At 66.8% G+C, this 24,213-nt stretch carries 25 protein-coding genes; all 25 read right to left on the reverse strand.

Annotation, left to right across the window (positions count from 1 at the left end; genetic code table 11):
• Positions 1-19: 19 nt before the first annotated feature.
• Positions 20-1,792 carry a glycoside hydrolase family 9 protein gene (locus C556_RS0106815; RefSeq protein WP_018747490.1) on the reverse strand — a complete coding sequence of 591 codons (1,773 nt, stop codon included), beginning with the start codon at positions 1,790-1,792 and terminating at the stop codon, positions 20-22.
• An 88-nt stretch (positions 1,793-1,880) separates the two neighbouring features.
• On the reverse strand, positions 1,881-2,759 hold the full coding sequence (locus tag C556_RS0106820) for an ROK family protein (protein ID WP_018747491.1): 879 nt from the start codon (positions 2,757-2,759) through the stop codon (positions 1,881-1,883).
• Complete coding sequence (locus C556_RS0106825; RefSeq protein ID WP_018747492.1) at positions 2,756-3,442, reverse strand: uracil-DNA glycosylase; 687 nt, start codon at positions 3,440-3,442, stop codon at positions 2,756-2,758. Before C556_RS0106825 ends, C556_RS0106820 begins: the two co-directional genes overlap by 4 nt.
• Positions 3,439-3,921, reverse strand: a complete 483-nt coding sequence (locus C556_RS21560; RefSeq protein ID WP_018747493.1) for a PilZ domain-containing protein — start codon at positions 3,919-3,921, stop codon at positions 3,439-3,441. Before C556_RS21560 ends, C556_RS0106825 begins: the two co-directional genes overlap by 4 nt.
• 95 nt (positions 3,922-4,016) lie before the next feature.
• Complete coding sequence (locus tag C556_RS0106835) at positions 4,017-4,808, reverse strand: TrmH family RNA methyltransferase (RefSeq protein ID WP_018747494.1); 792 nt, start codon at positions 4,806-4,808, stop codon at positions 4,017-4,019.
• 75 nt (positions 4,809-4,883) lie between these two features.
• The gene (locus tag C556_RS0106840) at positions 4,884-6,257 is read right to left on the reverse strand and encodes a GAF domain-containing protein (protein WP_018747495.1); all 1,374 of its coding nucleotides are present in this window, start codon (positions 6,255-6,257) and stop codon (positions 4,884-4,886) included.
• Positions 6,245-6,973, reverse strand: coding sequence for a class I SAM-dependent methyltransferase (locus tag C556_RS0106845; RefSeq protein WP_018747496.1), 729 nt, complete (start codon positions 6,971-6,973; stop codon positions 6,245-6,247). The genes C556_RS0106840 and C556_RS0106845 overlap by 13 nt, the downstream gene beginning before the upstream one ends.
• Positions 6,974-6,977: 4 nt before the next feature.
• Positions 6,978-7,877: a flagellar motor protein MotB gene (motB, locus tag C556_RS0106850; protein ID WP_018747497.1), complete on the reverse strand. Its 900-nt coding sequence runs from the start codon at positions 7,875-7,877 to the stop codon at positions 6,978-6,980.
• An 18-nt stretch (positions 7,878-7,895) separates the two neighbouring features.
• Complete coding sequence (motA, locus tag C556_RS0106855) at positions 7,896-8,756, reverse strand: flagellar motor stator protein MotA (protein ID WP_018747498.1); 861 nt, start codon at positions 8,754-8,756, stop codon at positions 7,896-7,898.
• A gap of 142 nt (positions 8,757-8,898) precedes the next feature.
• Positions 8,899-9,486 carry a ribonuclease HII gene (gene rnhB, locus C556_RS0106860; protein WP_018747499.1) on the reverse strand — a complete coding sequence of 196 codons (588 nt, stop codon included), beginning with the start codon at positions 9,484-9,486 and terminating at the stop codon, positions 8,899-8,901.
• Positions 9,483-10,661 carry a lipid-A-disaccharide synthase gene (gene lpxB, locus C556_RS0106865; RefSeq protein ID WP_018747500.1) on the reverse strand — a complete coding sequence of 393 codons (1,179 nt, stop codon included), beginning with the start codon at positions 10,659-10,661 and terminating at the stop codon, positions 9,483-9,485. Before lpxB ends, rnhB begins: the two co-directional genes overlap by 4 nt.
• Before the next feature lie 10 nt (positions 10,662-10,671).
• Complete coding sequence (gene lpxA / locus C556_RS0106870) at positions 10,672-11,448, reverse strand: acyl-ACP--UDP-N-acetylglucosamine O-acyltransferase (RefSeq protein ID WP_018747501.1); 777 nt, start codon at positions 11,446-11,448, stop codon at positions 10,672-10,674.
• 66 nt (positions 11,449-11,514) lie between these two features.
• Entirely contained in the window at positions 11,515-11,973 is a 459-nt protein-coding gene (gene fabZ, locus C556_RS0106875) for a 3-hydroxyacyl-ACP dehydratase FabZ (protein WP_018747502.1), read from the reverse strand.
• On the reverse strand, positions 11,970-13,013 hold the full coding sequence (gene lpxD / locus C556_RS0106880) for a UDP-3-O-(3-hydroxymyristoyl)glucosamine N-acyltransferase (RefSeq protein ID WP_018747503.1): 1,044 nt from the start codon (positions 13,011-13,013) through the stop codon (positions 11,970-11,972). Before lpxD ends, fabZ begins: the two co-directional genes overlap by 4 nt.
• Positions 13,013-13,504 (reverse strand): OmpH/Skp family outer membrane protein, encoded by a 492-nt coding sequence (locus tag C556_RS0106885; RefSeq protein WP_026262871.1) that lies wholly within the window; start codon positions 13,502-13,504, stop codon positions 13,013-13,015. Before C556_RS0106885 ends, lpxD begins: the two co-directional genes overlap by 1 nt.
• 38 nt (positions 13,505-13,542) lie before the next feature.
• Positions 13,543-15,744, reverse strand: a complete 2,202-nt coding sequence (gene bamA / locus C556_RS0106890; protein WP_018747505.1) for an outer membrane protein assembly factor BamA — start codon at positions 15,742-15,744, stop codon at positions 13,543-13,545.
• A gap of 107 nt (positions 15,745-15,851) precedes the next feature.
• A complete protein-coding gene (rseP, locus tag C556_RS0106895; protein WP_018747506.1) occupies positions 15,852-17,189 on the reverse strand; it encodes an RIP metalloprotease RseP in 1,338 nt (445 codons plus the stop codon).
• Positions 17,183-18,397 carry a 1-deoxy-D-xylulose-5-phosphate reductoisomerase gene (ispC, locus tag C556_RS0106900; RefSeq protein ID WP_018747507.1) on the reverse strand — a complete coding sequence of 405 codons (1,215 nt, stop codon included), beginning with the start codon at positions 18,395-18,397 and terminating at the stop codon, positions 17,183-17,185. The genes rseP and ispC overlap by 7 nt, the downstream gene beginning before the upstream one ends.
• A gap of 139 nt (positions 18,398-18,536) precedes the next feature.
• Positions 18,537-19,337 carry a phosphatidate cytidylyltransferase gene (locus tag C556_RS0106905; RefSeq protein WP_018747508.1) on the reverse strand — a complete coding sequence of 267 codons (801 nt, stop codon included), beginning with the start codon at positions 19,335-19,337 and terminating at the stop codon, positions 18,537-18,539.
• Complete coding sequence (gene uppS, locus C556_RS0106910; protein WP_018747509.1) at positions 19,331-20,095, reverse strand: polyprenyl diphosphate synthase; 765 nt, start codon at positions 20,093-20,095, stop codon at positions 19,331-19,333. Before uppS ends, C556_RS0106905 begins: the two co-directional genes overlap by 7 nt.
• A gap of 13 nt (positions 20,096-20,108) precedes the next feature.
• Positions 20,109-20,666, reverse strand: a complete 558-nt coding sequence (frr, locus tag C556_RS0106915; RefSeq protein ID WP_018747510.1) for a ribosome recycling factor — start codon at positions 20,664-20,666, stop codon at positions 20,109-20,111.
• Positions 20,667-20,772: 106 nt separating this feature from the next.
• Positions 20,773-21,492, reverse strand: a complete 720-nt coding sequence (gene pyrH, locus C556_RS0106920; RefSeq protein WP_018747511.1) for a UMP kinase — start codon at positions 21,490-21,492, stop codon at positions 20,773-20,775.
• Positions 21,493-21,597: 105 nt separating this feature from the next.
• Positions 21,598-22,476 (reverse strand): translation elongation factor Ts, encoded by an 879-nt coding sequence (gene tsf, locus C556_RS0106925; protein ID WP_018747512.1) that lies wholly within the window; start codon positions 22,474-22,476, stop codon positions 21,598-21,600.
• An 83-nt stretch (positions 22,477-22,559) separates the two neighbouring features.
• On the reverse strand, positions 22,560-23,279 hold the full coding sequence (rpsB, locus tag C556_RS0106930; RefSeq protein WP_018747513.1) for a 30S ribosomal protein S2: 720 nt from the start codon (positions 23,277-23,279) through the stop codon (positions 22,560-22,562).
• Between the two features lie 139 nt (positions 23,280-23,418).
• Positions 23,419-24,213 carry a hypothetical protein gene (locus C556_RS0106935; RefSeq protein ID WP_018747514.1) on the reverse strand — a complete coding sequence of 265 codons (795 nt, stop codon included), beginning with the start codon at positions 24,211-24,213 and terminating at the stop codon, positions 23,419-23,421.

A 24,213-nucleotide genomic window follows, 5' to 3' on the forward strand; every position in this document is an offset into this window, starting at 1 on the left:
CACCTCACACCTCACATCATCATTCCGCCAGCCGGATGCACAACGCCAGGAACAGCCACGCGCCATGCGGCATCCACTGTTCGGTCCAGCGCCAGCTGTGCGCCATGGTCGCCACTTCGGCCGGGCGGAAGTCGATGTTCTGGTCGTCGTCGAAGCCGCCGGTGATGCCGTTGCACACGCCGCCGGGCGCGTTGAAGTAGCCGGGCTCGTAACGCGGGTTGTTGCGACCCCAGCCTTGCAGCATGCAGGCGTCGAACGGATTGGCGCCCAGCACCCAGTCCAGCGCGTGCTGGGCATGCGCGGTCAGGCGGGCGGCGAATTCCGGCTCGGCGGCGAACAGCTGGGCGCCACGCCGGTAGGCGGCGGCGACCGAACCCAGGCGCGCGTTCTCGCCCTGCCACCAGTAGCCCGATTCGTTGTCGTGCGGGATGAAGAACTGGGTCTTGCCGGCCTTGCCGTGCTGCTTCACGTACTGGCGCGGATAGCCGAACGGGTTGTTCACTTCGCCGGAGATCGCCAGTTCGTATTCGAACGCCTGGCGCAGCGCCTGGCGCACCCGGCCGGCCAGCGGATGGTCGGGCGCCACGTCCAGGAAGCGCGTCAACGCCAGGAACGGCAGACCGGCCTCGGCGGCATGGAAGTAGCTGCGCTCGCCGGTGTCGTCGGCGCGGAACCAGCCTTCGGGCTGCTGGCGTTCCAGCAGCGCCAGCACGCGGCGCGCCGCGGCGTCGGCGTAGTCGCCCTCGCCGGTCCCCCCCAGCAGTTCCACCGCGGCCAGCAGCGCGCAGTAGTCGTCGATGATGTTCTCGACGCCGTCTTCCAGGTATTCGCGGTTGTGCGCCTGCAGGTGGGCGAAGCCGGTGCGCGCGGCGTTCAGGTAGTCGGCGCGGGTATGGCCTTCGCCGTCGCGCGGCAGCGTCGAGGCGCGGGCCAGCGCGGCGATGGCGACACCGCCGCCCTGGCGGTAGGCCGCCTGATACGTGGCGTACTTCTCGCCCTTCTGGGTCTTGTATTCGCAGATGTCGCGCCGGTTCGGGTCCTTGGACCACTGGTCGAACACCGTCATGTAGAAGTAGCCGGCCGGATCCTGCATCCGCACCAGGTAATCGGCGCCGTGCAGGGCTTCGTCCACCAGCCGCTCGTTGAACCAGCGCGAGGCGAAGGCGATGGCCTCCTCGTGGGTCTTGACGTCGATGGTGTCGATGGAACGGCCGCTGATCCAGCGCGGCGTGGCGGTGAGGCGGCTCCAGCCGTCGATCAGGTTCCACACCACCTGCGGCGTCTGCTGCGGGTTCATGAACTGGGCGAACGACAGGTGGCTCAGGTACTTGGAGCAATCGCCCGAGGCGTCGTACCAGCCGCCGTGCACGTCGCGGCGCTCGTCGCTGCCCCACTTGGCGCGCGAGCGGTCGGCCAGGTCGAAGATGCCGGTGCAACGCTGGCCCTTGATGTAATGCAGGATGTCCGACAGCAGCAGGTCGCCGAACAGCCCCGGCCGGATGGCGAAGGTGTGCGACAGCAACGGCGGCGTCACGTCGTCGATCGCCAGGAAGTATTCGCCCTCGTCGTCCAGCGCCGAGAAGTCGGCCCGCCAGTAGTGCCACGGCGCGGCGCCGGGCGCGCTCCAGCGCGCCACCTGGCCCAGAGCCTCCAGCTGGCCGTGCGCGACCCGCTCGCGGGTGTCGGCGCGGTAGACCGAGAAGCCGCCGGCGGCAAGGCCGGCCGGTGCCTCGAGCAGCGCCTGCTTGGCGCCGCCCGGCTCGAAACCGAGGTGATTGAACAGGATCTTCATGGCTTTTCCCTCCCGCTGTCGACGGTTTGTTTAGGTATGGGACTGCGTCGCTGGACGCAGCGCCGGCGGTGGCCGCCGGCGGCGAGGATCAGAACAGACGTTTGGCGGTGAGCCAGTTGCGGACGGCGCCGATCATGCCGGCGTGGTTGCCCGCGGTGGCCAGCGCGATTTCGCTCATGTCGCGAAAATCGGGCAACAGGCACTCGTTGATGCGGCTTTCGATTTCGTCGTGGAAGCGCTGGCCCCGGCTGGCGATGCCGCCGCCGATCACCACCCGCTGCGGATTCAGGGCGTAGATCAGGTTGGCGATGCCGGTGGCGAGCAGGGTCAGCCAGTCGTCCACCACCTGGCGCAGCACCGGGTCGCCGCCGTCGTGGGCGGCGAAGATGGCGCGGCCGTCCAGCGTCTGGCCGGTGGCGGCGCGCGCGGCGTCGATCAGCCCGCGCATCGAGGCGTGGTCCTCCCACAGCTTGTCGGCGATGCGCATGTAGCCCCATTCGCCGGCGGCGGCGCGATGGCCGCGGTACAGCCGGTGGTCGATGACGATGCCACCGCCGATGCCGGTGCCGACCGTCAGTGCGATGTAGTTGCCGACGCCTTGCGCGGCGCCGCGCCAGCCCTCGGCCAGCGCCACGCAGTTGACGTCGTTCTCCACCGCCACCGGCAGGTTGAAGGCGTCGGCCAGCACTTGCAGCGGCGAGGTGCCGACGTAGTCGGGAATGGCCTCGGCGGCGGCGGTGACGAAGCCGGTGAGCGGATCGATCAGGCCCAGCGAGCTGACGGCGATACCGTCGGGCCGGCGCGCCTCGACCAGCGGCGCCGCCAGTTCCAGCAGGCGGTTGAGCACGAACTCGGCGCCGCGCTTGCCCTCGGTGTCGGCGACCCAGGTGTCGCCCACCACCCCGGTATCGGAGACGAAGCCATACTTGATGTGCGTGCCGCCGATATCGAATGTCAACAGATTCACGAACGGATTTCCCAATGGATCGGTGTCTTGCCGATGGATTGCAGATAATTGTTGGCCGCGCGGAAGTGGCCATTGCCGATGAAGCCGCGATGCGCCGATAGCGGCGAAGGATGAGGCGAGCTGAGCACGCAGTGGTGCGCCGGGTCGATCAGCGCGGCCTTCTTCTGCGCGTAGGCGCCCCACAGCAGGAACACCAGCCCTTCCCGCCGCCGCGCCAGTTCGGCGATCAGCCGGTCGGTGAGCACCTCCCAGCCCCGCTTGGCGTGAGCGCCGGCGCGGTCGGCCTCGACGGTGAGCACGCTGTTGAGCAGCAGCACGCCCTGCTCCGCCCACTCGGTCAACTGTCCGTGCTGCGGCGGGGTGTAGCCGTAGTCGCGCGCCAGTTCCTGCCAGATGTTGCGCAGGCTGGGCGGCGTGCGCACGCCGCGGGGGACCGAGAAACTCAGGCCGTGCGCCTCACCGGCGCCGTGATACGGGTCCTGGCCGAGGACGACCACCTTGACGTCGTCCGGCGCCACCGCTTCCAGCGCGGCGAACCAGTTTTCCCGGGCAGGATACACGGTCTTGCCGGCGGCCAGCTCGGCCACCAGGAATGCCGCAAGTCCGGCAAACGAAGGACTGTCGAGGGCGTCGCCGGCCAGTTCGCGCCAGGCCGGCGGCATCATCTGCGCCAGCCAGTTCATAGGCTGGCCTCGCGCTTGCGGCGGATCTGCTCGCGGTGATGGCGGAACACCATGCGCTCGAATGCTTCGCGCAGCCCCAGGTCGTCGATGACCCAGCGCGCCGCGACACGATGCCCGCCATTGGCGGCGTCGCAGGCGATGACCTGGGCCGGCAGCGTCAACAAAAAGGGCAAGGTGGCGCTGGGGCTGAAGCCCACCCAGCCGCACGTACCCACGGGCAGCGCCTGCTGCTGGAACCACACCGCATGCTCGATGCCGATGCGCACTTCGACACTGGGCGGCAGCGCCGGGGTCAGCAGTCGCGCCAGCCACACCAGTTGCAGGTCGAGCTTGGCGTCGCGCGGGTCGGGCACATCATCGCCCAGGTGTTCGATCGCGCCCAGCACGTCGAGAAAGCGCGCCGCCTCGAAGGGGGACTGGCTGGAGTCGGTCTGCCACGCCAGCGGCAGGCGCGACTGGAAATGCACGCCATCGTTCATGGGGGTTCCTTGGAAAGGTCGCCGGATTATAGCGGTTGGAAACACATTCAGAATTTGTCCAAACCCCGCGCTCCGGCAAGGTACGGAAGCGCGGCTCAGTCGCGCGCGGGGAACACGCCACCGTGCTGGCGCACCCGCTCGTACAGGCAGATCGCCGCCGCGGCGCCGACGTTGAGCGATTCGACCCCCGGCGCCATCGGAATACGCAGCCGCAACCGTGCCCGCGCCGCCAATTCGGGCGAGACGCCCTGCCCCTCGGCGCCCAGCGCCAGCGCCAGGTCGCCGGTCAGCGTGGCCTGGTGCAGATCGACCGCGCCATCGAGCAAGGTGGCGGCGACGACGCCATGGAATGCGTCGGCGAACGCCGGCAGGTCGGCGCGCTCGATCAGGTCGAGCAGGAAATGCGCGCCCATGCCGGCGCGCAGCACCTTGGGCGACCAGACGTCGGCGCAGCCCGGCGACAGCAGCACCTGCTGCACCCCCGCCGCCGCCGCGGTGCGCAGGATGGTGCCGACATTGCCCGGATCCTGCACGCCGTCGAGCAACAGGCACAGCCCGTCGCGACGCGGCGCAGCCGCCGCCGGCCAGGTGGTCAGCGCGAGGATGCCGGTGGGGCTCGGCAGTTCGGACAGCTCGGCGAACAGCGCCGGATCGATGGGCGTGGGTGGCAGGCCCGCGCGCTGCACCAGCGTGGCGATCTCGGGCGAGGTCAGACCCTGCGGAGTGACCAGCAGCCGCTCCGGACGCCAGCCGGCATCCAGCGCGCTGGCGAGCAGATGGGGGCCGTCGAGCAGCGTCTGATGCGTCTTCAGGCGCTCGCGGCGCTGGGTGGACAGCTTGTGCAGCTGCTTGAACAGCGGATTGTGGCGGGACTGGATGATTTCCATGCGCGGCGGAATCGGTGATCGGCGGGCGCAGTGTAACCGTTGGCGCGAAATCAGCGTAGACCGGGCCGGCCGCGCTCAGCGCGGTGCGCTTTCCGCCAGCGCCTTGCAGGTCAACTGGCAGATGCGGCGCAATGACTGGTAATCGGCTTCCGACAATGGCGCATCGTCGCCCCGGTCGGCGAACAGCATGCCCAGCGGCTTGTCGTGGACAAAGAGTGACATGGCACAGAAATCGTCCGGGCCGATCTGCTCGGTCAGCGCGGCCGGCAGCAAGGCGGCCCAACTTTCGCGCCGCTCGCCTTGCAGCCAGACGCATTGCGGCTTCTGCATCAGCTGGGCGAACAGGGTCGGCGCCTCCAGCCCGAGCGCGAAGCGTTGCAGCGGATCATCGTCGGCCACGCCCAGAGTGAAACGCACACGCAGCGACTTGCCGTCCTGGCTGATCAGGATTAGCGCGATGCGCCGCATCTGCATGCCCTCGGCCAGCGCGTGCACCGCCAGCGACACGATATGGTTGGCGGCGGCGCCCTGCTTGCCGGCCAGGTGCAGCGCCTGCATCCGCTGCGCCAGCGGATCGGGGCGCGGCGGCGCGGCCGGCTTGGGCGGTGGCGGCAGCGGCCAGTCGCCGGGCAGCATCGCCAGCCAGCGTGCCGGCGGCCAGTCGATATCGCGCCAGTTTTCCTGGCGCGCGAATTCGAGCATGCGGCTCACCAATACGCGCCACACCACGGCGTCGGGTTGCAGCAGCACCTGGGCGATGGCCTTGAGCGCATGCGTGACGTCGTCCTGCCACCAACCCTGGCGCACCGCCCCAGCAAGGCGTTGCGTGGCGTGCTGCATGGTCTGGCGCGGGGTGGCTTCGCCGCGTTCCCGGCACAAGGCGATCACGGCATCGGGCGTCTGCCAGGCGGCCAGCAGCCGTTCGAACGGCATCGGCCCGGGCGGCGGATCGCTGTCGACTTCGGCCAGGATGGCAAGCAGAGCGGGCATGCCGGAGAGCAAGGCGGCGGCGGTGACTTCGTCCGGGCGGGCGTCGTGGCGGCGCGCGGCGTAGTCGCGCGTCAGGGTGGTGGCGAAGCGCACGTTCAGCGTTTCGGCACGGAAGCGTTGCAGGCGGCGCGGGTCCTTGTCCAGCAGTTCCTCCACCGTGGGGCCGCGCACGAACTGTTCGACGAAGGGGGCGACGCCATACAGCAGCACCACCGATTCCAGCGCCACCACGTCCGACGCCAGGCTGGAGCGGATGCGCTGGTTGGCGGCGCGCAGCACCTTGACCGCCAGCAGCGGATCCTGGAGCACGATATCCGCCACGTCGGCCGGGTTGGCCCGCTCGCCGCGTCGCGCGAACGGCAGCAGCTTTTCGCGGGTAGCCTGCATCAGCGGCAACGGCCGGGCCCGCCAGTACGCCAGCGCCGCGGCCGGGTCGTGGGTGGGGTTCAGCGTCGCCATAGCAGCAGTTCGCTTCCTTTCCAGTCGCCCACCGGCAGCCGCAGCAGCGGCGGCTGGTCGGGCACGGCAAAGCTGTTGCTGACGAACAGCGCGCCGGGCGGCAGTTCGCGGCTGATCTTGTCCCACAGCGCGGGCATGGCCACCGGCGACAGGTAGGCATACACCACGTCGAACCCGGCCAGTGGCTGCTCGAACAGGTCGCGCCGCTCCCAGCGGGTCTGGCTGCGCGCGCGCAGGCGCATCCGGCCGATCAGCCACGGCAGCCAGGCGGTCTCGACGCCACAGCTGTGCACGTCCGGGCGGTGCCGGGCCAGCCAGGCCAGCACGGTGCCGGTGCCGGCGCCCAGGTCGAGGAAACGCGCGTTGGCGGGAATGTGCTGGGAAAGCAGCGCCATGGTGCGGGCGTTGCTGAGGAAGAGCGGCACCCGGCTCTTGATCACGCCGCCGTAGAGCAGCAGCAGGGTCAGCAGCCCCGCCGCCCAGTACCAGGCCGGCCAGGCCAGGATGTCGGCGGCCGCCACGGCCAGCGGGAATAGTAAATGGATCGGGCGCCACCAGCGGCCCTGGTGCAGCAGCGGCGCGGCCAGCGCGGCGGCGATGCCGACCAGCAGGGCGAAGGTCCAGCGGGAAATGGGCTGCCCGAGCAGGGCGAAGCCGGCGAAGACCGTCAGGCAGGCGACGCCTTGCAGCGCCAGCAGTCGCGCCATCTGCGACATGGGATCAGCTCGGCCTGACCGCGGCGATGGCGCTGGCCGGCGTGGCGTCGCTGTCGCCCATGCCGGCCTGGTCGCGGATATCCTGTTCCGCCTCGCGATTGAGCACGACGATGCTGATGCGGCGGTTGATCGGGTTGTAGATGTTCTTGGTGTCGAGCGGCACTTCGTCGGCGAAGCCGTTCACCCGCAATACCTTCTTGTCGTCGAGGCCGCCATTGACCAGTTCGCGCCGCGAGGCATTGGCGCGCTCGCTCGACAGCTCCCAGTTGCTGAAGCCGCGCAGGCCGCCGGCGAACTGCTGGGCGTCGGTATGGCCGGACAGCGACACCGAGTTGGGCACGTCGTTCAGCAGCCGGGCGATTTCGTCCAGGACGTCGCGGGCGTAGGGCTCCAGCTCGCTGCTGCCGGACTTGAACATCGGGCGGTTCTGCGCATCGACGATCTGGATGCGCAGGCCCTCGGCCACCATGTCCAGGCGCAGCTGGTTCTTGAACTGCGCCAGTTTGGTGTTGCGCTTGGCCTTGTCCTCCATCAGCGCCTCGAACTTGCGCTTCAGCTCGGACAACCGCTTGCGATCGTGCGCGATGTCGGTCTGCTCGGCGCCGCCCTTCTTCATCTGCCCTTCGTCCTGGGTCAGATCCTTGCCGCCGCCCTTGATCAGCGATTCGGCCGCGCCGGCGCCGGTGCCGCCCTGGCTGGCGACGCGCAGCGGGTTGTTGAAGTAGTCGGAGATGCCCTTGAGGTTGCCCTTGGACACCGAGCCGAGCAGCCACATCAGCAGGAAGAACGCCATCATCGCGGTCACGAAGTCGGCGTAGGCGATCTTCCATGCGCCGCCGTGGTGACCATGACCACCCTTCTTGATGCGCTTGACGACTATGGGGCGCTGGGAATCGTCGCTCATTTTGCTCTGCCGCCGGGCTTACTTGCCCTTGGTGCTCTTGACGAAGTCTTCCAGCTCCTTGAACGACGGGCGTTCGGCGGAAGACAGGGCCTTGCGGCCGAACTCGACGGCCACCTGCGGCGCGTAGCCGTTCAGGCTGGCCAGCAGGGTGACCTTGATGGTGCTGAGCAACTGGTGATCGTCCGCAGCCTTGCTCTCCAGCACCTTGGCGATGGGGCCGACGAAGCCGTAGCCCAGCAGAATCCCCATGAAGGTACCGACCAGCGCGGCGCCGACCAGCGGACCCAGTTCGGCCGGTGGCAGGTGCAGCGAGCCCATGGTGTGCACCACGCCCATCACCGCGGCCACGATACCGAACGCCGGCAGGCCGTCGGCGAGGTTGGTGATGGCGCTGGATGGCACCGACGCGTCGTGATGGTGCGCGTCGATTTCGACGTCCATCAGATTTTCGATCTCGAAGGCATTCAGGTTGCCCCCCACCATCAGCCGCAGGTAGTCGGTCATGAACTCGACCGCGTGGTGGTCATGGGCGATCTTGGGGTACTTGGCGAACAACGGGCTGTTGTGCGGATCCTCGACGTCGCCTTCGATCGACATCAGGCCTTCCTTGCGCACCTTGCCCAGGATTTCGAACATCAGGGCGAACAGGTCCATGTAGAACGTCTTGTTGTACTTGGAACCCTTGAAGATGGTCGGAAACGCCTTGAGCACGGCCTTGAGCGGCTTGCCGCCATAGCTGACGATCATGGCGCCGATGGCGCCGCCGAAGATGATGACGATTTCCGCAGGTTGCCAGAGCGCCGCGATATGGCCGCCCACCGAAGCGTAGGCACCAAGAATGCAGGCGACCATGAAAACGTAGCCGATGATGACGAACATGCCTGGGGGTTACCTGTGGGGGTTGGTTCTTATCATGTCGCGGGGGTCGCGAGGAGACCGGCAATTTTTGCCGCCCGTAGGCATATTAGGTTCTGACGGGCGGCATGACAACGTGCGGCTGCGCTTGCAGGCCGCAGTGTTGCTACCAGAGCGACGCCTGGGCCCCGGCCGCGCGCACCGGCCCGAAGCTGCGGCGATGCTCCGGGCACGGCCCCAGCCGCGCCAGCGCGGCCAGGTGTTCGGCGGTGGGATAGCCCTTGTGGCGGGCGAAGCCGTAGCCGGGATAGCGGATGTCCAGCGCGTGCAACGCGCGGTCGCGAGCCACCTTGGCCAGGATCGACGCGGCGGAGATCGATTCCACCTTGGCATCGCCCTCGACGATGGCCTCGGCAGGGATGGTCAGGCCCTTGGGAATGCGGTTGCCGTCGATCAACACCTTGTGCGGCACCAACGCCAGCGCGGCGACGGCGCGCTCCATCGCCAGCATGGTGGCGTGCAGGATGTTGAGTTCGTCGATCTCGGCGCAGTTCGCCTCGGCGATGGCCCAGGCCAGCGCACGTTGCTGGATCTGCGGGAACAGCGCTTCGCGGCGCCGTTCGGTCAGCTTCTTGGAGTCGTTCAACCCGACGATGCCGTGTCCTTCGGGCAGCACCACGGCGGCCGCGAACACCGAGCCGGCCAGCGGTCCCCTGCCCGCCTCGTCCACCCCGCACAGCAGCACGGTGGTCATCGGCCGCCCCGCAGCAAGGCGACGATGGCGTCGGCGGCGCGCTCGGCGCCACCGCAGCGTAGCGATTCGTGCAATTGGGTGAAGCGTTCGACCAGCGTGGCGCTGGCGGCGCTGTCGTCGATGAAGGCCGCCAGTTGGGCGGACAGCTTTTCGGGGGTGGCGTCGTGTTGCAACAGCTCGGGCACGATGCGCTCGCCGGCCAGCACGTTGGGCAGGCTGACGTAGGGGATCTTGAGCTTGCGCTTGACCAGCCAATAGGTGAAGCCGCTGATGCGATAGGTGACCACGGTCGGGCGTTTGGCCAGCATCGCCTCCAGCGCGGCGGTGCCGGAGGCGACCAGGATGGCGTCGGACGCCATCATGGCCTCGTGCGCGTGGCCGAACATCAGGCGGAACGGCAGTTGCTGGGCCTCCAGGCGCCAGATGGCGTCCTCGAACAGGCGTCGCGTCTCGCGGGTGACCAGCGGCACCAGGAACTGGGCATGGGGATAGCGTTCGGCCAGCAGTTTGGCGGTACGCACGAACAGCTCGGCGTGCATCTCCAGCTCGCTGACCCGGCTGCCCGGCAGGAAGGCAAACACCAGCGCCTTCTCGGGCACGTCCAGCAGTTCGCGGATCGCCTTTTGGTCCGGCGCCAGCGGAAACTGGTCGGCGAGCGGATGGCCGACGTAGGTGGCCGGGATCGCCGCGTCGCGATAGATCGCGGCTTCGAACGGGAACAACAACAGGACGTGGGACGCGGCGCGGCCGATCTTCTTCAGCCGCTCGGCGCGCCAGGCCCAGACCGAGGGGCTGACGTAGTGCACGGTGGTCAGCCCGGCTGAACGTGCGGCGCGCTCCAGGCCCAGGTTGAAATCGGGCGCGTCGATGCCGATCACCAGGTCGGGGCGCTCTTCGGCGATGGCGCGCTTGAGGCGGCGGCGGATGCCCAGCAGCTCGGGCAGGTGCTTGAGCACCTCGGCGTAGCCGCGCACCGCGAGCTTGCTCATCGGCACCACCGAGTGCGCGCCGGCGGCCATCATCTTGGGGCCGGCGATGCCGGCGAAACGGGCGTCCGGCATGCGCTCGCGCACCGCGCGGATCAGGTCGGCGCCCAGCAGGTCGCCCGAGGCTTCACCGGCGACGATGGCCAGTTTCGGTCCGGCGCCCGGGCCGTCAAACAGTCGATTGTTCATGCGAGGAGGGTCAACGGATGATGCCGCGCTGGCTCAGGGCGAAGAAATCCACGAAAGGCTGCAACGCCGACTCTTCGGCGGCACGGGCCTCGATCTGGGCGCGTGCGTCGTCGTAGGACAGCCCTTCGCGGTACAGCGTTTTGTAGGCGCGCTTCACCGCCGCGATCTGGGTGGCGTCGAAACCGCGCCGCTTCAGGCCCTCGGCATTCACGCCGCGCGCGCTGGCGCGGTTGCCTTCGCAGATCACGAAGGCTGGCAGGTCCTGGACGATGATCGAGCCGCCGCCGGCCATGGCGTGGGCGCCGATGACGCAGAACTGGTGGATCGCCGCCAGCCCGCCCAGCACGGCCCAGTCGCCCACGTGCACGTGGCCACCCAGGGTAACCGAGTTGGCGAAGGTGGTGTGGCTGCCGACCTGGCAATCGTGGCCGATATGCATGTACGCCATGAACCAGTTGTCGTCACCGATGCGGGTGACGCCCTGGTCCTGGACGGTGCCGACGGACACGGTGACGGACTGGAAGAAGGTATTGCCTTCGCCGATCTCGAGCCGGGTCGGTTCGCCGTGGTATTTCTTGTCCTGCGGGGCGCAGCCGATGTTGCCGAACGGGTGGAAGCGATTGCGCGCGCCGATCTCGGTCACGCCGTCGATCACCACGTGGGGGCCGACTTCGCAGCCGGCGCCGATGCGTACATTGGGGCCGATCAGGGCATAGGGGCCGACGACGACATCGGCCGCCAGCTCGGCCTTGGGGTCGACGATGGCGGTGGGATGGATACGGGTCATGTCAGGGCGCTTCCAGGCAGGTCGGCGATGCCTCGATCCGCGCGGCGCGCGGCGAGTCCGGGGCTGTCAGGCGAGCTTGCTCACCTGGCGCTCGGCGCAGAGCAGATCCGCCTCGGCGGCGAGCTCGTCGCCGACGTAGGCCTTGGCCTTGTATTTGCCGATGCCGCGCTTCTGGGTGACGATCTCGACGCACAGGGTCAGCGTGTCGCCCGGCAGCACCTGGCGCTTGAAGCGGGCGTTGTCGATACCGGCGAAGAAGTAGAGCGTGCCGCTGTCGGCGGTCTTGTTCTCGGTCTTGAACGCCAGCACGCCCGCCGCCTGGGCCAGTGCCTCGATGATCAGCACGCCGGGCATCACCGGGTATTGCGGGAAGTGGCCGACGAAGAACTGCTCGTTCATCGTCACGTTCTTCACAGCCTTGATCGACTTGCCCGGCTCCAGCTCCAGCACCTTGTCCACCAGCAGGAACGGATAGCGGTGCGGCAGATATTGCAGGATCTCGGTGATGTTCATGGTGATGCTCATGCTTGCTCCCCTGCCGACGAATCCAGTCCCGCCAGCTTTTTTTCAAGTTGCTTGACGCGCTCGGCCAGCGCGTCGAGATGGCGCAGTTGCGCCGCATTCTTCAGCCAATCCGCGTGGCCCTGCATCGGGTACGAGCCGGAATAGACACCCGGTGTGCGGATGGTCTTGCCGATCAGCGTGCCGCCGAGCACCACGACACCGTCGCAGATCTCCAGATGGCCGCTGATCATGGCCGCCCCGCCGATCTGGCAACGGGCGCCGATTTTGGTGGAGCCGGCGATGCCGACGCAACCCGCGATCGCGGTGTGCTCGCCGATCGCCACGTTATGGGCCACCTGCACCAAGTTGTCGATGCGGGCGCCGTTGCCGATCACGGTATCGTCCAGTGCGCCACGATCCACCGTGGTGTTGCTGCCGATTTCCACGTCGTCGCCGACGATGGCGCGGCCGATCTGCGGAATCTTTTCCCAGTGATCGCCGGCCCAGGCGTTGCCGAAACCATCGGCCCCGACCACGGCCCCCGGATGCAGGATCACCCGGTCGCCCAGGATGCAGCCGTCGGCCAGCACCGTATTGGGGTGCAGCAGGCAATCGGCACCGATGCGGGCGCCGGCGCCGACGCAGACATTGGCGCGCAGCACGCTGCGCTCGCCCACCTCGGCATCCGGACCGATCACCACGCCCGGCCCGATGCGGGCGCTGGCGGCCACCTTGGCGCTCGGATCGACCGCCGCCCGGGCGTCCACGCCCGGCATGCCCTCCGGAACCGGGTGCAGCAGGGGCACGGCCCGCGCGTAATAGAGATACGGGTCCGCCGTGACGATGCAGGCCCGGTCGAGCAACGGTGCTTCCGCCGGACGTACGATCAAGGCGCCCGCCGCACTGGCCTGCGCCGCGCCGAGGAACTTGCGCTGGGTCAGGAAGGAAAGCTGGGACGGGCGCGCGTGCTCCAGGCTGGCCACGCCATCGACCTGGACGTCATCGCCTTGCAGGGTGCCGCCCAGTTGGGCAACCAATGCCGAAAGCCGCATGCCGGGCATCACTTGTCCGCCAGCGCCTTGAGCACCTTGTCGGTGATGTCGATCTTGGGGGTGTTCCAGGCGGCTTCCTGAAGGATCAGGTCGTATTTCTCGGTGTTGGCGATCTGCTGGATGGCGTTGTTGATCCGTTCCTGCAAGCCGGCCAGTTCCTCGTTGCGGCGCGCGTTCTGGTCTTCGTTCAGTTCGCGCTGCATCCGCAGGAAATCCTGGTTCAGCCGCACCAGCTCGCGCTCGCGTGCGCGCCGATCCGCCTCGGGCATGCTGTTCTTGTCCAGCGCCTGCTGCAGGGCCTTGCCCTGGGCCGCCACCTTCTGCAACTCCTGGCGCCGTCCCTCGAATTCCTTTTCCAGGCGCTTGCTGGCGCGCACCGCCGGCGCGGATTCGCGCATGATCCGCTGCAAATCGACGAAACCGATCTTGATGTCGGCGCTGGCCATGCTGGAAACCGCCATCAGCACCGCACCGATAAAACACGCAATTCGCAACTTCATCTGACCACCTCGACCACGATTAGTAAGCGTGGTACCGCTTAGAACATGTTGCCCAACTGGAATTGGAAGCTTTCGGTCTTGTCCTGATCCTTGGCATTGAACGGCTTGGCGTAGGAAAGCTTGATCGGACCGATCGGCGAAATCCAGGTGAAAGCCAGACCGGCGGAATAACGCAGCTCGTCGGTGCTCGGATTGGTATCTTCGTCCCAGACGCCGCCCAGATCGGTGAACAGGCTCAGGCGGGTGGATTTGTCGTCCTTCATGCCGGGGATCGGGAACAGCAGCTCGATGTTGTTCACCAGCTTCTTGGTGCCGCCCATGCCGTCGCCGTTCTCATCCTTGGGACCGATGGTGCCGTATTCGTAACCGCGCACCGAGGAGACGCCGCCGGCGTAGTAGTTCTTGTAGAACGGGAATTCACTGTCACCGATCTTTCCGCCCCAGCCAATATCGACATTCCACATCAGGCTGGTGTTGCCGAAGACCGGAATGAACAGCTGGTTGGAGAAATTGGTCTTGTAGTAGTCGAGATCCGAACCTGGGATCGTGACTTCGGCGCCGACGCTGGTCAACATGCCCTGCGTGGGATACGACGCGCTGTCACGGGTATCGCGAGACCAGTTGATCGACGCGGTGTAGGTCATGTTGGTGTCGCCATTGCGCGAAATGAAGTCGAGCACGCGCTTGGGCGAATCGCTGGTAGTTTGCAGCTTCAGGTTTTCAGCTGCCAGGCCAAAGTTGATGCGGTTGGTTTCCGAGGTCGGGAAGCCGAAACGCACACTGCCCCCGTAAGCGGACGTCGAATAGTCGCCGATATCCAGCTCGCCCGGGTCGGTATCGCGGCGATAGAGGTTGTAGCCGACGGCGATGCCATCCGGCGTCATGTACGGTTCGTACAGCGAGAACGAATAGACCTTGTTGGCACTGGAGTTGTTGAATTCCGCCGTAAAGCGCTTGCCGGACCCCAGGAAGTTGTTCTGCGACAGCGACAACACGAACACCACGCCTTCGGATTGGCCATAGCCGGCACCGATGTTGAACTGGCCGGTCTTCTTCTCGGTCACCTTGACGTTCATATCCACTTCGTCCGGTGCCTCGGGGACCGGTGCGGTGTCGATGGTGACTTCGCTGAAGTAATCGAGCTGATCCAGGCGCTGCTTGGAGCGCTTCACCTTGGAGCCGTCGTACTGGGCGGATTCCAGCTGGCGCAATTCGCGGCGGATCACTTCGTCGCGGGTCAGGTTGTTGCCGGCGATGTTGATGCGACGCACGTAGACCTTGCGGCCCGGATCGACATAGACGGTGAACGAAACGGTATGGTTTTCCTTGTCCACCTGCGGCACGGCGTTCACATTGGCGAAGGCGTAGCCTTCGGTGGCCAGGCGGTCGGTGATCGCGGCGGTGGACTGGTTCAGCTTCTGGCGCGAGAACACGTCGCCGGCCTTCACCTGCAACAGCTTCTGCAACTCGTCGGCGCCGACGATGCTGTCGCCGGCCAGCTTGACGTCGCTGACGGTGTAACGTTCACCCTCGGTGATGTTCAGCGTGAGATACACCGCCTCGCGGTCTTCCGAGATCGCCACCTGGGTCGAGTCGATGCTCATCTCCAGGTAGCCGCGATCCAGGTAATAGGAGCGCAACGCTTCCTGGTCGGCCTGGAGCTTTTGCTTGGAATACTGGTCGGTGCGGGTGTACCACGTCATCCAGTTCGGCGTGGTCAGCGCCATCTCGTCGATCAGGTCGCTTTCCTTGAACGCCTTGGTGCCCACGATGTTGATGCGCTGGATGCGCGCCACGTCGCCCTCGGAGATGTCGAACTGCACACCGACGCGGTTGCGTTCGAGCTTGGTCACCTGGCTCTTGATGATGACCGAGTAGCGGCCACGCGAGAAATACTGCTGCTTGAGTTCGTTGATTGCCGAATCGAGCACGCCCTGCTCGAAAATGCGCCCTTCCGCGAAGTTCTGCGAGCGCAGCGCCTGGCGGATCTGGTCCTTTTCCAGCAGCTTGGAACCGTTGATGTTGATCTGCGCGATGGTCGGTCGTTCCTCCACCGTCACGATCAGCACGTCGCCGTCACGCTCGACGCGCACGTCGTCGAAGAAGCCGGTGGCGAACAGTGCCTTGATCGCCTCGGTCGCGCGCGCATCGTCGAAGCGCTCGCCGACCTTGACCGGCAGATAGTTGAACACCGTGCCCAGATCGGTCCGTTGCAGCCCTTCCACCCGGATGTCGCGCACCGTGAAAGGATCGATGGCCCAAGCGGACGGAAGCGTCGCGCCGAGGACGGCCGCGAGCAGCAGATGAAGCGGTTTTAGTTTCATTGTGCGCAAGTCGGGAGGGGCAATCAGCCAGGCAGGAACCGATTGAAGTCGTTGAAGAGGGCCAGGGCCATCAGCCCCAGGAGCAACGCCAGACCAATGCGCTGTCCGATCGCCTCGAGGCGGGCCGGAACAGGGCGGCCGGTCAGCAACTCGGCGGTATGATACATCAAATGCCCGCCATCCAGCAGCGGGATGGGCAACAGGTTCAGGACAGCCAGGCTCAAGCTGATCAGGGCCAGATAATCGATATAGACGCCGATCCCTGCCCGCGCGCTTTCGCCGGCATAGACCGCGATGGTGACTGGCCCGCTGATCTGGTCGAGCGGTGCCGCGCCGACCAGCATGCGGCCGAACATGACCAGGGTGATGCGCGCGTAGGTCCAGGCCTTGCTCAGACCCTGCCCGATCGCCTCGACCGGCCCGTATTGCAGATGGACGCGCTGCGCCGCCCAGCGGGTCTGGTCCAGCGACGGCACCACACCCAGGCGGCCCACCTTGCGGCCATCGACTGTCGCCACCTCGGGGGTCGCGGTCAGCGCCACTTCCTGGCCATCGCGCTTTACCGTCAATTCGACCGCTTGCCCGCCCCGCCTGGCGATTTCCGCCTGCAAGGCGGACCAATCCTTCAGCCGCAGTCCATCGAGCGCAACGATGGTATCGCCTGCGCGCAGGCCGGCCCGGGCCGCTGCGCTGCCCGGCGTCACCTGGGCAATGCGGCTGGAGAGCGGCGCGACCAGCAAGCCCAGGCTGGTCGGCAGTTGCGGGCTGATCTGGCTGACCGCAACCGGCGGCAAGGCCACCGTCCGCTCGCCCTCACCGGGGCTGCGCACTTTCATCTCGATCGGTGTATCGCCACCCGCCTCGTCGATCAGCGCGATGAACAGCTGATCCCAGGTCTCGATATCGTGCTCGCCGACCCGGACGATCTCGTCGCCGGAACGGATGCCGGCGCGGGCTGCGGGCGAATCGACCGCCACCTGGCCGGCGACGGCGCGCATCGCGTCGAAGCCGTAGCCGTTGAGGCCGGCATACAGCGCGCAGGCCAGGATCAGGTTGGCCATCGGCCCGGCCAGCACCACGGCGATCTTCTTCCACGGGTGCTGCTGGTTGAAGGCACGGTGCTGCTCGAACGGCGCCACAGGCGCCTCGCGCTCGTCCAGCATCTTCACGTAGCCACCCAGCGGCAGCATTGCGAGCTGCCAGGTGGTCTCGCCGCGCTGCCAGGTCAGCAGCGGCTTGCCGAAGCCGATGGAGAACGTCTGCACCTTGATGCCGCAACGCTTGGCAACCCAGTAGTGGCCATATTCGTGCACGGTCACCAGCAGGCCCAGGGTGACGATGAAAGCGAGCAGCGTCAGCATGCGCGTTCTCCTCGGGCCAGCCAGGCCCGGGCCGCTTCACGTGCGGCGCCGTCCGCCTGCAACAGAGATTCCAAATCGCCGGCGGGCAGGCCGCTCACCTGTTCGAGCACCGCTTCGCTCAGCGCGGCGATGCCGGGGAACGACAGCCTGCCATCGAGGAAGGCAGCCACCGCCACCTCGTTGGCGGCGTTCAGCACCGCCGTGGCGGCGCCACCGGCGGCCAGCGCCTCGAAGGCCAGACGCAGACAGGGAAAGCGCGCCAGGTCGGGGGCTTCGAAATCCAGGCGGCCGACACTGAACAGATCCAGCGGCTTGACACCCGGGTCGATGCGCTCCGGGTAGGCCATGCCGTAGGCGATGGGCGTGCGCATGTCGGGCGACCCCATCTGCGCCAGCACGGAGCCATCGGCGTACTCGACCATCGAATGCACGATGCTCTGCGGGTGGACCACCACCGAAATCTCGTCCGGCTGGGCATTGAACAGCCAGCGCGCCTCGATCACTTCCAGGCCCTTGTTCATCATGCTGGCAGAGTCGACCGAGATCTTGCGCCCCATCGACCAGTTGGGATGTTTCACCGCCTCGGCCGGGGTGATGGCGGCAAAGGTATCCAGCGCCCGGGTGCGGAACGGTCCGCCCGAGGCGGTCAGCAGGATGCGCTTGACGCCGGACTCGCGCAGCCCTTGCGCGTAGGGGTGTTCGCGATGCGCACGCGGCAACACCTGGAAGATGGCGTTGTGTTCGCTGTCGATCGGCAGCAGCTCGGCGCCGCTGGCCTTGACCTCGTCCATGAACAGGCGCCCGGCCAGGACCAATGTTTCCTTGTTGGCCAGCAGCACGCGCTTGCCGGCCCGCGCCGCCGCCAGGGTCGGCTTCATGCCGGCCGCGCCGACGATGGCCGCCATCACGGTACAGACTTCCGGCGCGGCCGCCACCTGCTCCAGCGCCGCCTCGCCACACAACACTTCGGTCTGGCTGCCGGCCGCCTTCAGGCGCGTAGCGAGCTGCTCCGCGGAGGCCTCGTCCAGCACCACCACGAAGCGCGGCCGGAAGGCTTGCGCCTGCTCGAACAGCCGGTCGAGCTGGGTGGCGCCGGTCAGGGCGTGGATGCGGTAACGCTCGGGGTAACGGGCAACCACGTCGAGCGTGCTGACCCCGATGCTGCCGGTGGAACCGAGAACAGTCAGGGTGCGGGGACTTGCGGACATCGGATATTCCAGAGTGAATGCCTGACGGCGCGTGCGAACCATCGGACAACGGGTGCGCGCCAGTATCTACCTTTCTCGCCCTGCTGGCTTGGCTTTGGCACGCGGCGGACCGGCGCCATGGCCAAGGCCGATCTTGCGCTCAGCGTACCAGCCAGTACAACAGCGGCAAAGCCAGCGGCATCAGCGCCACCAGGCTGTCGATGCGGTCGAGCACGCCGCCGTGCCCCGGCAGCAGGTTGCTTGAATCCTTGATCCCGGCCTGGCGCTTGAACAGCGACTCCAGCAGGTCGCCGGCGATCGACACCACCATCAGCAGCAGCGCCGCGGTGGCGCATTTCCACCACGAGAGCTGGGCCGTCCAGGCGATGACCAGCGCATACGCTGTCACCGCCAGCGCGGCGCCGATGACGCCTTCCCAGGTCTTGCCCGGGCTGATCGACGGCGCCAGCTTGCGCCGGCCGAATGCCTTGCCGGAAAAATACGCGGCGGTATCGGCCACCCAGGCGATGGCCAGCGTGGCGAGCACGCCCCACGGCCCGACCGCGCCGCGCAGGGCGATCAGGCTCAGCCCGGCCCCGAGCAGCAGCAGGAAGCCGACCGGCAGCCCCTTGGCCAGCGTCGCCGCCAACGGCCAGCGCCAGCGCAGCCAAGCCGGGGCGCCCAGTAGCCAGAACAGCGCGGCGGCCAGCACCACCGGCCACCACGGCTGGTCGAAGATCGGCAACGCGCCGGGCGCCAGCAATGCCACGCCGACAGCGACCAGTGCCGGCAGCAACCAGGCGCCCGCGCCATTCAGGCCACACAGGCGCGACCATTCCCAGGCGCCGGCCCCGCAGACGATCGCGGCGAACGCCACCCAGCCGCCGTGCGGCAGCAGGAACAATGCGAGCAACACCAGCGGCAACAGCACCAGTGCGGTGAGAATCCGGGTCTTCAGCATCCGCTCGCCGCCTGCAGTTGCTCGCTGGTGCGGCCAAAGCGCCGTTCACGCCCCTGGTACCACGCGATGGCGTCGTTGAAGGCGCTCTCGCCGAAATCGGGCCAGAGCAGGTCGGTGAAGTACAGCTCGGTGTAAGCGAGTTGCCACAACAGGAAGTTGCTGATGCGCTGCTCGCCGCCGGTGCGAATGAACAGATCGGGCTCGGGCGCGTAATGCATCGCCAGGAACGGCGCGATGTCGTCCTCGCCCAACGGCTCGGTGCGCGCGGGTTCGGCCTGAAGGCAGCGGTTCACTGCGTTGAGCACGTCCCAGCGACCGCCGTAGTCGGCGGCGATGGACAGGGTCAGACCGGGGTTGTCGGCGGTGCGCGCCTCGGCGGCCTCGATCAACCCGACCAGCTCCGGCGAGAACTTGTCGCGGTTGCCGACGATCTTGAGGCGGATGCCGCGCTCGTGCATGCGCTCGATCTCGGTATTGAGCACCCGCAGGAACAACCCCATCAGGAACGAGACCTCGTCGGCCGGGCGGCGCCAGTTCTCGCTGCTGAAGGCGAACACCGTCAGGTATTGCACCCCCAGCGCGTCGCACGACTTGACCGTCTCGCGCAACGCGTCGACGCCACGCTTGTGTCCGAAGACGCGCGGCATCATGCGTTGCTTGGCCCAGCGCCCGTTGCCGTCCATGATGATGGCCACGTGCCGGGGAATGCAGGCCGCGTCGTCCGGCACGTCGCGGGTGGAACTGCGGAAGATTGCCACGGACTGCTCCGACTCAGACGGTCATCAGTTCTTTTTCTTTCTCGGCAAGCAGCTTGTCGACTTCGGCGATGTACTTGTCGGTGAGCTTCTGGACATCGTCCTGACCACGACGCTCGTCGTCCTCGGAGATCTCCTTGTCCTTCACCAGCTTCTTCAACTGGTCGTTGGCGTCGCGTCGCACGTTGCGCACCGCCACGCGGGCATCCTCGGCCTCGCCGCGCACCACCTTGGTCAGGTCCTTGCGGCGTTCCTCGGTCAACATCGGCATCGGTACGCGGATCACGTCGCCGTTGGTGGCCGGGTTCAGGCCCAGGTCGGAATCGCGGATCGCCTTTTCCACCTTGGCGACCATGGGCTTTTCCCACGGCTGCACGCCGATGGTGCGGGCGTCGATCAGGTTGATGGCGGCCACCTGGTTCACCGGGGTGGGGTTGCCGTAGTAGTCGACCATGATGTGGTCGAGCAGGCCGGTGTGCGCACGGCCGGTGCGGACCTTGGCCAGATCGGTCTTCAGTGCCTCGACCGTCTTCTGCATCTTGGCTTCGGTGTTCTTCTTGATATCGGCAATCATGAGGCTGTCCTTTCTGCGAAAACAAACAGGCGGAGCAAGCCGCCTGTCGGGGCACCCAAGGGAAGATGCCTTGGTATTCCTGGGTCGTCGGGTGACGTCCGTAAACTTAGCAGTGTACCAGCGTGCCTTCGTCTTCCCCAAGCACGACCCGCTTGAGCGCGCCCTGCTTGAAGATGCTGAACACGCTGATGTTCATCTTCTGGTCGCGGCACAGGGCGAACGCGGTGGCGTCCATCACCTTGAGGTTGCGGCCGATGGCCTCGTCGAAGGTCACGGTCTGGTAGCGGACCGCGTCGGGGTTCTTCTTGGGGTCGTCGGTGTAGACGCCGTCGACCTTGGTCGCCTTGAGCACGATGTCGGCGCCCACTTCCATGCCGCGCAGCGCGGCGGCGGTGTCGGTGGTGAAGAACGGGTTGCCCGTGCCCGCGCCGAAGATCACCACCTTGTTTTCCTCCAGGTAGCGGATCGCCTTGCCACGGATATAGGGCTCGGCCACCTGCTGGATGGTCAGCGCGCTCTGCACGCGGCTGACGATGCCGGCGTGGCGCATCGCGTCCTGCAACGCGAGCGCGTTCATCACCGTGGCCAGCATGCCCATGTAGTCGGCAGTGGCGCGATCCATGCCGGCGGCGGCCGGCGCAACACCGCGGAAGATGTTGCCGCCGCCGATCACCACGGCCACCTGCACCCCGAGGTCCACGACGTCCTTCACCTCGCCGACGATACGCTCGATGGTGGCGCGGTTGATGCCATAACTGTCTTCGCCCATCAGGGCTTCACCAGAGAGTTTCAGAAGGATGCGCTTGTACTTGGGTGTCTGGCTCATGCGGGTTTCCTTTGCGATGCGGGCGATGTGGCAGGCGTGGAAACGCCGCGCGTTTCCGCGCGGCGTCTTAACGGGTACAACCGGTGAATCCTTGATGCCGAATGCTTAGACCTTGGCGGCCGCGGCTACTTCAGCAGCATAGTCCACCACTTTCTTCTCGATGCCTTCACCGACCACGAACAGGGTGAAAGCGTTCACTTTGGCGGAGTTGTTTTTCAGCAGTTGCTCGATGGTGACCTTGTCGTCCTTGACGAACGGCTGGCCCAGCAGGGTCACGTCCTTCAGGAACTTCTGCACGGTACCGTCGGCGATCTTTTCCAGCATGGCTTCCGGCTTGCCGGCTTCCTTGGCACGCTCGATGGCCACGCGGCGCTCGGTTTCGATCAGTTCGGCCGACACGCCGCTGGCGTCCAGCGACTTGGGCTTGGAGGCGGCGATGTGCATCGCGATGTCCTTGCCCAGTTGCTCGGCGCCACCCTCGAAATCGACCAGCACGCCGATCTTGGAGCCGTGCAGGTAGGCGGCCAGTTGGCCGGCGGTGGTGTAACGCACGAAGCGACGCAGCGTGATGTTCTCGCCCAGCTTGGCGATGATGGCCTTGCGGGCCTCTTCGACGGTCTCGCCCGAAGCGGTCTTGGCAGCAGCCAGGGCCTCGACATCGGCGGCGTCGGACTTGGCGGCGGCTTCGGCGGCGGCGCGGGCGAAGCCCAGGAAACCTTCGTCCTTGGCAACGAAGTCGGTTTCACAGTTCACTTCGAGCAGCGCGCCCAGCTTCTTGTCGTCGCTGATGAAGGTCACCACGGTGCCTTCGGCGGCGGTGCGGCCGGCCAGCTTCGAGGCCTTGTTGCCGGACTTGATGCGCAGCACTTCCTCGGCCTTCTTGATGTCGCCTTCGGCTTCGACCAGGGCTTTCTTGCATTCCATCATGCCCATGCCGGTCATTTCACGCAGCTCGGCAACCATCTTTGCGGTGATTTCCGCCATGACGTTCTCCTGAATTCGTTGGTTCACTGTTACGAAAAAGGGGCTGTGTAGGCCCCTTTTCGCTGGATGCTATCGCTGTGGGATTACGCCTCGGCTGCAGCAGCCGCTTCGACGATTTCCTGCACAGCCTGGTTGCGGCCCTCGAGCACGGCGTCGGCCACGGCGCGCGCATACAGACGGATGGCGCGGCTGGAGTCGTCGTTACCCGGGATCACGTAATCGATGCCTTGCGGGTCGTTGTTGGTATCGACCACACCGATCAGGGGGATGCCCAGCTTCTTGGCTTCGACCACGGTGCCGTGCTGGTAGCCGGTATCGATGATGAAGATGGCGTCGGGCAGGCCCTTCATGTCCTTGATGCCACCCAGCGAGCGCTCGAGCTTCTCGACTTCGCGCTGGATGTTCAGCAGTTCCTTCTTGCCGTAGCCGCTGTTCTCGTCGGCCAGGATGGCTTGCAGGTCTTCCAGGCGCTTGATCGATTGCTTGACCGTCTTGAAGTTGGTCAGCATGCCGCCGAGCCAGCGATGGTCGACGAACGGGCTGCCGGCGCGCTGGGCTTCTTCAGCCACGATCTCGCGGGCCTGGCGCTTGGTGCCGACGAACAGGATGGTGCCCTTGTTGGCGGACAGGCGACGCACGTACTTCAGCGCGTCTTCCAGCAACGGCAGGGTCTTTTCGAGGTTGATGATGTGAATCTTGTTGCGCGCACCGAAGATGTATTGACCCATCTTCGGGTGCCAGTAACGGGTTTGGTGGCCGAAGTGAACACCGGCCTCGAGCATTTCACGCATGCTGATCGACATGGAATAAAGACTCCGATAAGGGTTATGGCCTACCGTCCGCGCGACACCAGGGCTGTGCCCTGGCACCCTTAAAGGCGGACCGGGAAGATTTCCGCGAAATACGGAAGCGCGAGATTATAGCCCTCGATTGCGCGATGCATCAAGGCGCCTTGCATGCGGGCACCCGCGTCGCCGCGCACAGGCTGGCGAAGCGCGCCTCGGCCTCGGCCAGCAGCGTGGCGTCGCCCAGGGCGCGCGCCACCTTCACCAGCAAGGCGAAGTCGTCGCCCAGGTAGACCGAATTGGCCCGCTCCCGGTCGATGGCGACGGCTTGCAGCAAGGCGTCACGCGCGCCGGCCGCGTCGCCGGCCAGCAGCCGCGCTTCCGCAAGCAGGCGCCAGGCGTGCGCGCGTTCCAGCGGCGGGGCGTCCGGCATGCCGTCCAGCACGCCCCGGGCCAGCGTTTCGGCGCGCGCCGGATCGGCCGGCAACGCCAGCCGCGCCTGGAGGTTGTCCAATTGCGGCGTCAGCGCACACGGTGCGGCGCACAGTGTTCTCGCCTGAGTCAGTCGGTCGCCGGCCTGGGCGGCGTTGTCCCGCGCGGCGAGCAGGGCAAGCTGGTAGGCGGCGCGGGCGCGCAGCGGCTGCGGAAACAACTGCTGCTCCGGCAATCCCAGCAGCACGTTGCGTGCGGCGGCAATCTCGTTCTGGCGCGAGAACGCCAGCGCCAGCCCCAGGCGCGCCTCGCCCTGCCCCGCCCAGTCGTCGATGCTGCGATAGGCATCCATCGCGTCCTGCCACGACATCGCGGCGTCCTGGTAGCGCTCGGCGGCAAACGCCCGGTTGCCGGCGCGTAACGCCGACTCGGCCAGTTGCAGCCGCGACGGCTTTTCCACCTTGGGCTCGCTGGCGCAGCCCGCCAGCGCGATCAGCAGTATGGCGATCCAGATCCGCAT

The sequence above is a fragment of the Chitiniphilus shinanonensis DSM 23277 genome, assembly GCF_000374805.1.
Classification (GTDB): Bacteria; Pseudomonadota; Gammaproteobacteria; order Burkholderiales; family Chitinibacteraceae; genus Chitiniphilus; species Chitiniphilus shinanonensis.

What these genes read in the sequence shown, in the direction of transcription:
- tsf (WP_018747512.1), bottom strand. Translation starts at nt 22,476, where the DNA reads ATGGCGGAAATCACCGCAAAGATGGTTGCCGAGCTGCGTGAAATGACC.
- ispC (WP_018747507.1), bottom strand. Translation starts at nt 18,397, where the DNA reads ATGTCCGCAAGTCCCCGCACCCTGACTGTTCTCGGTTCCACCGGCAGC.
- C556_RS0106905 (WP_018747508.1), bottom strand. Translation starts at nt 19,337, where the DNA reads ATGCTGAAGACCCGGATTCTCACCGCACTGGTGCTGTTGCCGCTGGTG.
- lpxA (WP_018747501.1), bottom strand. Translation starts at nt 11,448, where the DNA reads ATGACCCGTATCCATCCCACCGCCATCGTCGACCCCAAGGCCGAGCTG.
- pyrH (WP_018747511.1), bottom strand. Translation starts at nt 21,492, where the DNA reads ATGAGCCAGACACCCAAGTACAAGCGCATCCTTCTGAAACTCTCTGGT.
- C556_RS0106840 (WP_018747495.1), bottom strand. Translation starts at nt 6,257, where the DNA reads ATGGCGACGCTGAACCCCACCCACGACCCGGCCGCGGCGCTGGCGTAC.
- C556_RS0106845 (WP_018747496.1), bottom strand. Translation starts at nt 6,973, where the DNA reads ATGTCGCAGATGGCGCGACTGCTGGCGCTGCAAGGCGTCGCCTGCCTG.
- frr (WP_018747510.1), bottom strand. Translation starts at nt 20,666, where the DNA reads ATGATTGCCGATATCAAGAAGAACACCGAAGCCAAGATGCAGAAGACG.
- rpsB (WP_018747513.1), bottom strand. Translation starts at nt 23,279, where the DNA reads ATGTCGATCAGCATGCGTGAAATGCTCGAGGCCGGTGTTCACTTCGGC.
- C556_RS21560 (WP_018747493.1), bottom strand. Translation starts at nt 3,921, where the DNA reads ATGAACGATGGCGTGCATTTCCAGTCGCGCCTGCCGCTGGCGTGGCAG.
- C556_RS0106935 (WP_018747514.1), bottom strand. Translation starts at nt 24,213, where the DNA reads ATGCGGATCTGGATCGCCATACTGCTGATCGCGCTGGCGGGCTGCGCC.
- C556_RS0106825 (WP_018747492.1), bottom strand. Translation starts at nt 3,442, where the DNA reads ATGAACTGGCTGGCGCAGATGATGCCGCCGGCCTGGCGCGAACTGGCC.
- motA (WP_018747498.1), bottom strand. Translation starts at nt 8,756, where the DNA reads ATGTTCGTCATCATCGGCTACGTTTTCATGGTCGCCTGCATTCTTGGT.
- rnhB (WP_018747499.1), bottom strand. Translation starts at nt 9,486, where the DNA reads ATGACCACCGTGCTGCTGTGCGGGGTGGACGAGGCGGGCAGGGGACCG.
- fabZ (WP_018747502.1), bottom strand. Translation starts at nt 11,973, where the DNA reads ATGAGCATCACCATGAACATCACCGAGATCCTGCAATATCTGCCGCAC.
- lpxB (WP_018747500.1), bottom strand. Translation starts at nt 10,661, where the DNA reads ATGAACAATCGACTGTTTGACGGCCCGGGCGCCGGACCGAAACTGGCC.
- C556_RS0106835 (WP_018747494.1), bottom strand. Translation starts at nt 4,808, where the DNA reads ATGGAAATCATCCAGTCCCGCCACAATCCGCTGTTCAAGCAGCTGCAC.
- motB (WP_018747497.1), bottom strand. Translation starts at nt 7,877, where the DNA reads ATGAGCGACGATTCCCAGCGCCCCATAGTCGTCAAGCGCATCAAGAAG.
- C556_RS0106885 (WP_026262871.1), bottom strand. Translation starts at nt 13,504, where the DNA reads ATGAAGTTGCGAATTGCGTGTTTTATCGGTGCGGTGCTGATGGCGGTT.
- lpxD (WP_018747503.1), bottom strand. Translation starts at nt 13,013, where the DNA reads ATGCCCGGCATGCGGCTTTCGGCATTGGTTGCCCAACTGGGCGGCACC.
- C556_RS0106815 (WP_018747490.1), bottom strand. Translation starts at nt 1,792, where the DNA reads ATGAAGATCCTGTTCAATCACCTCGGTTTCGAGCCGGGCGGCGCCAAG.
- rseP (WP_018747506.1), bottom strand. Translation starts at nt 17,189, where the DNA reads ATGCTGACGCTGCTCGCTTTCATCGTCACCCTGGGCCTGCTGGTGACC.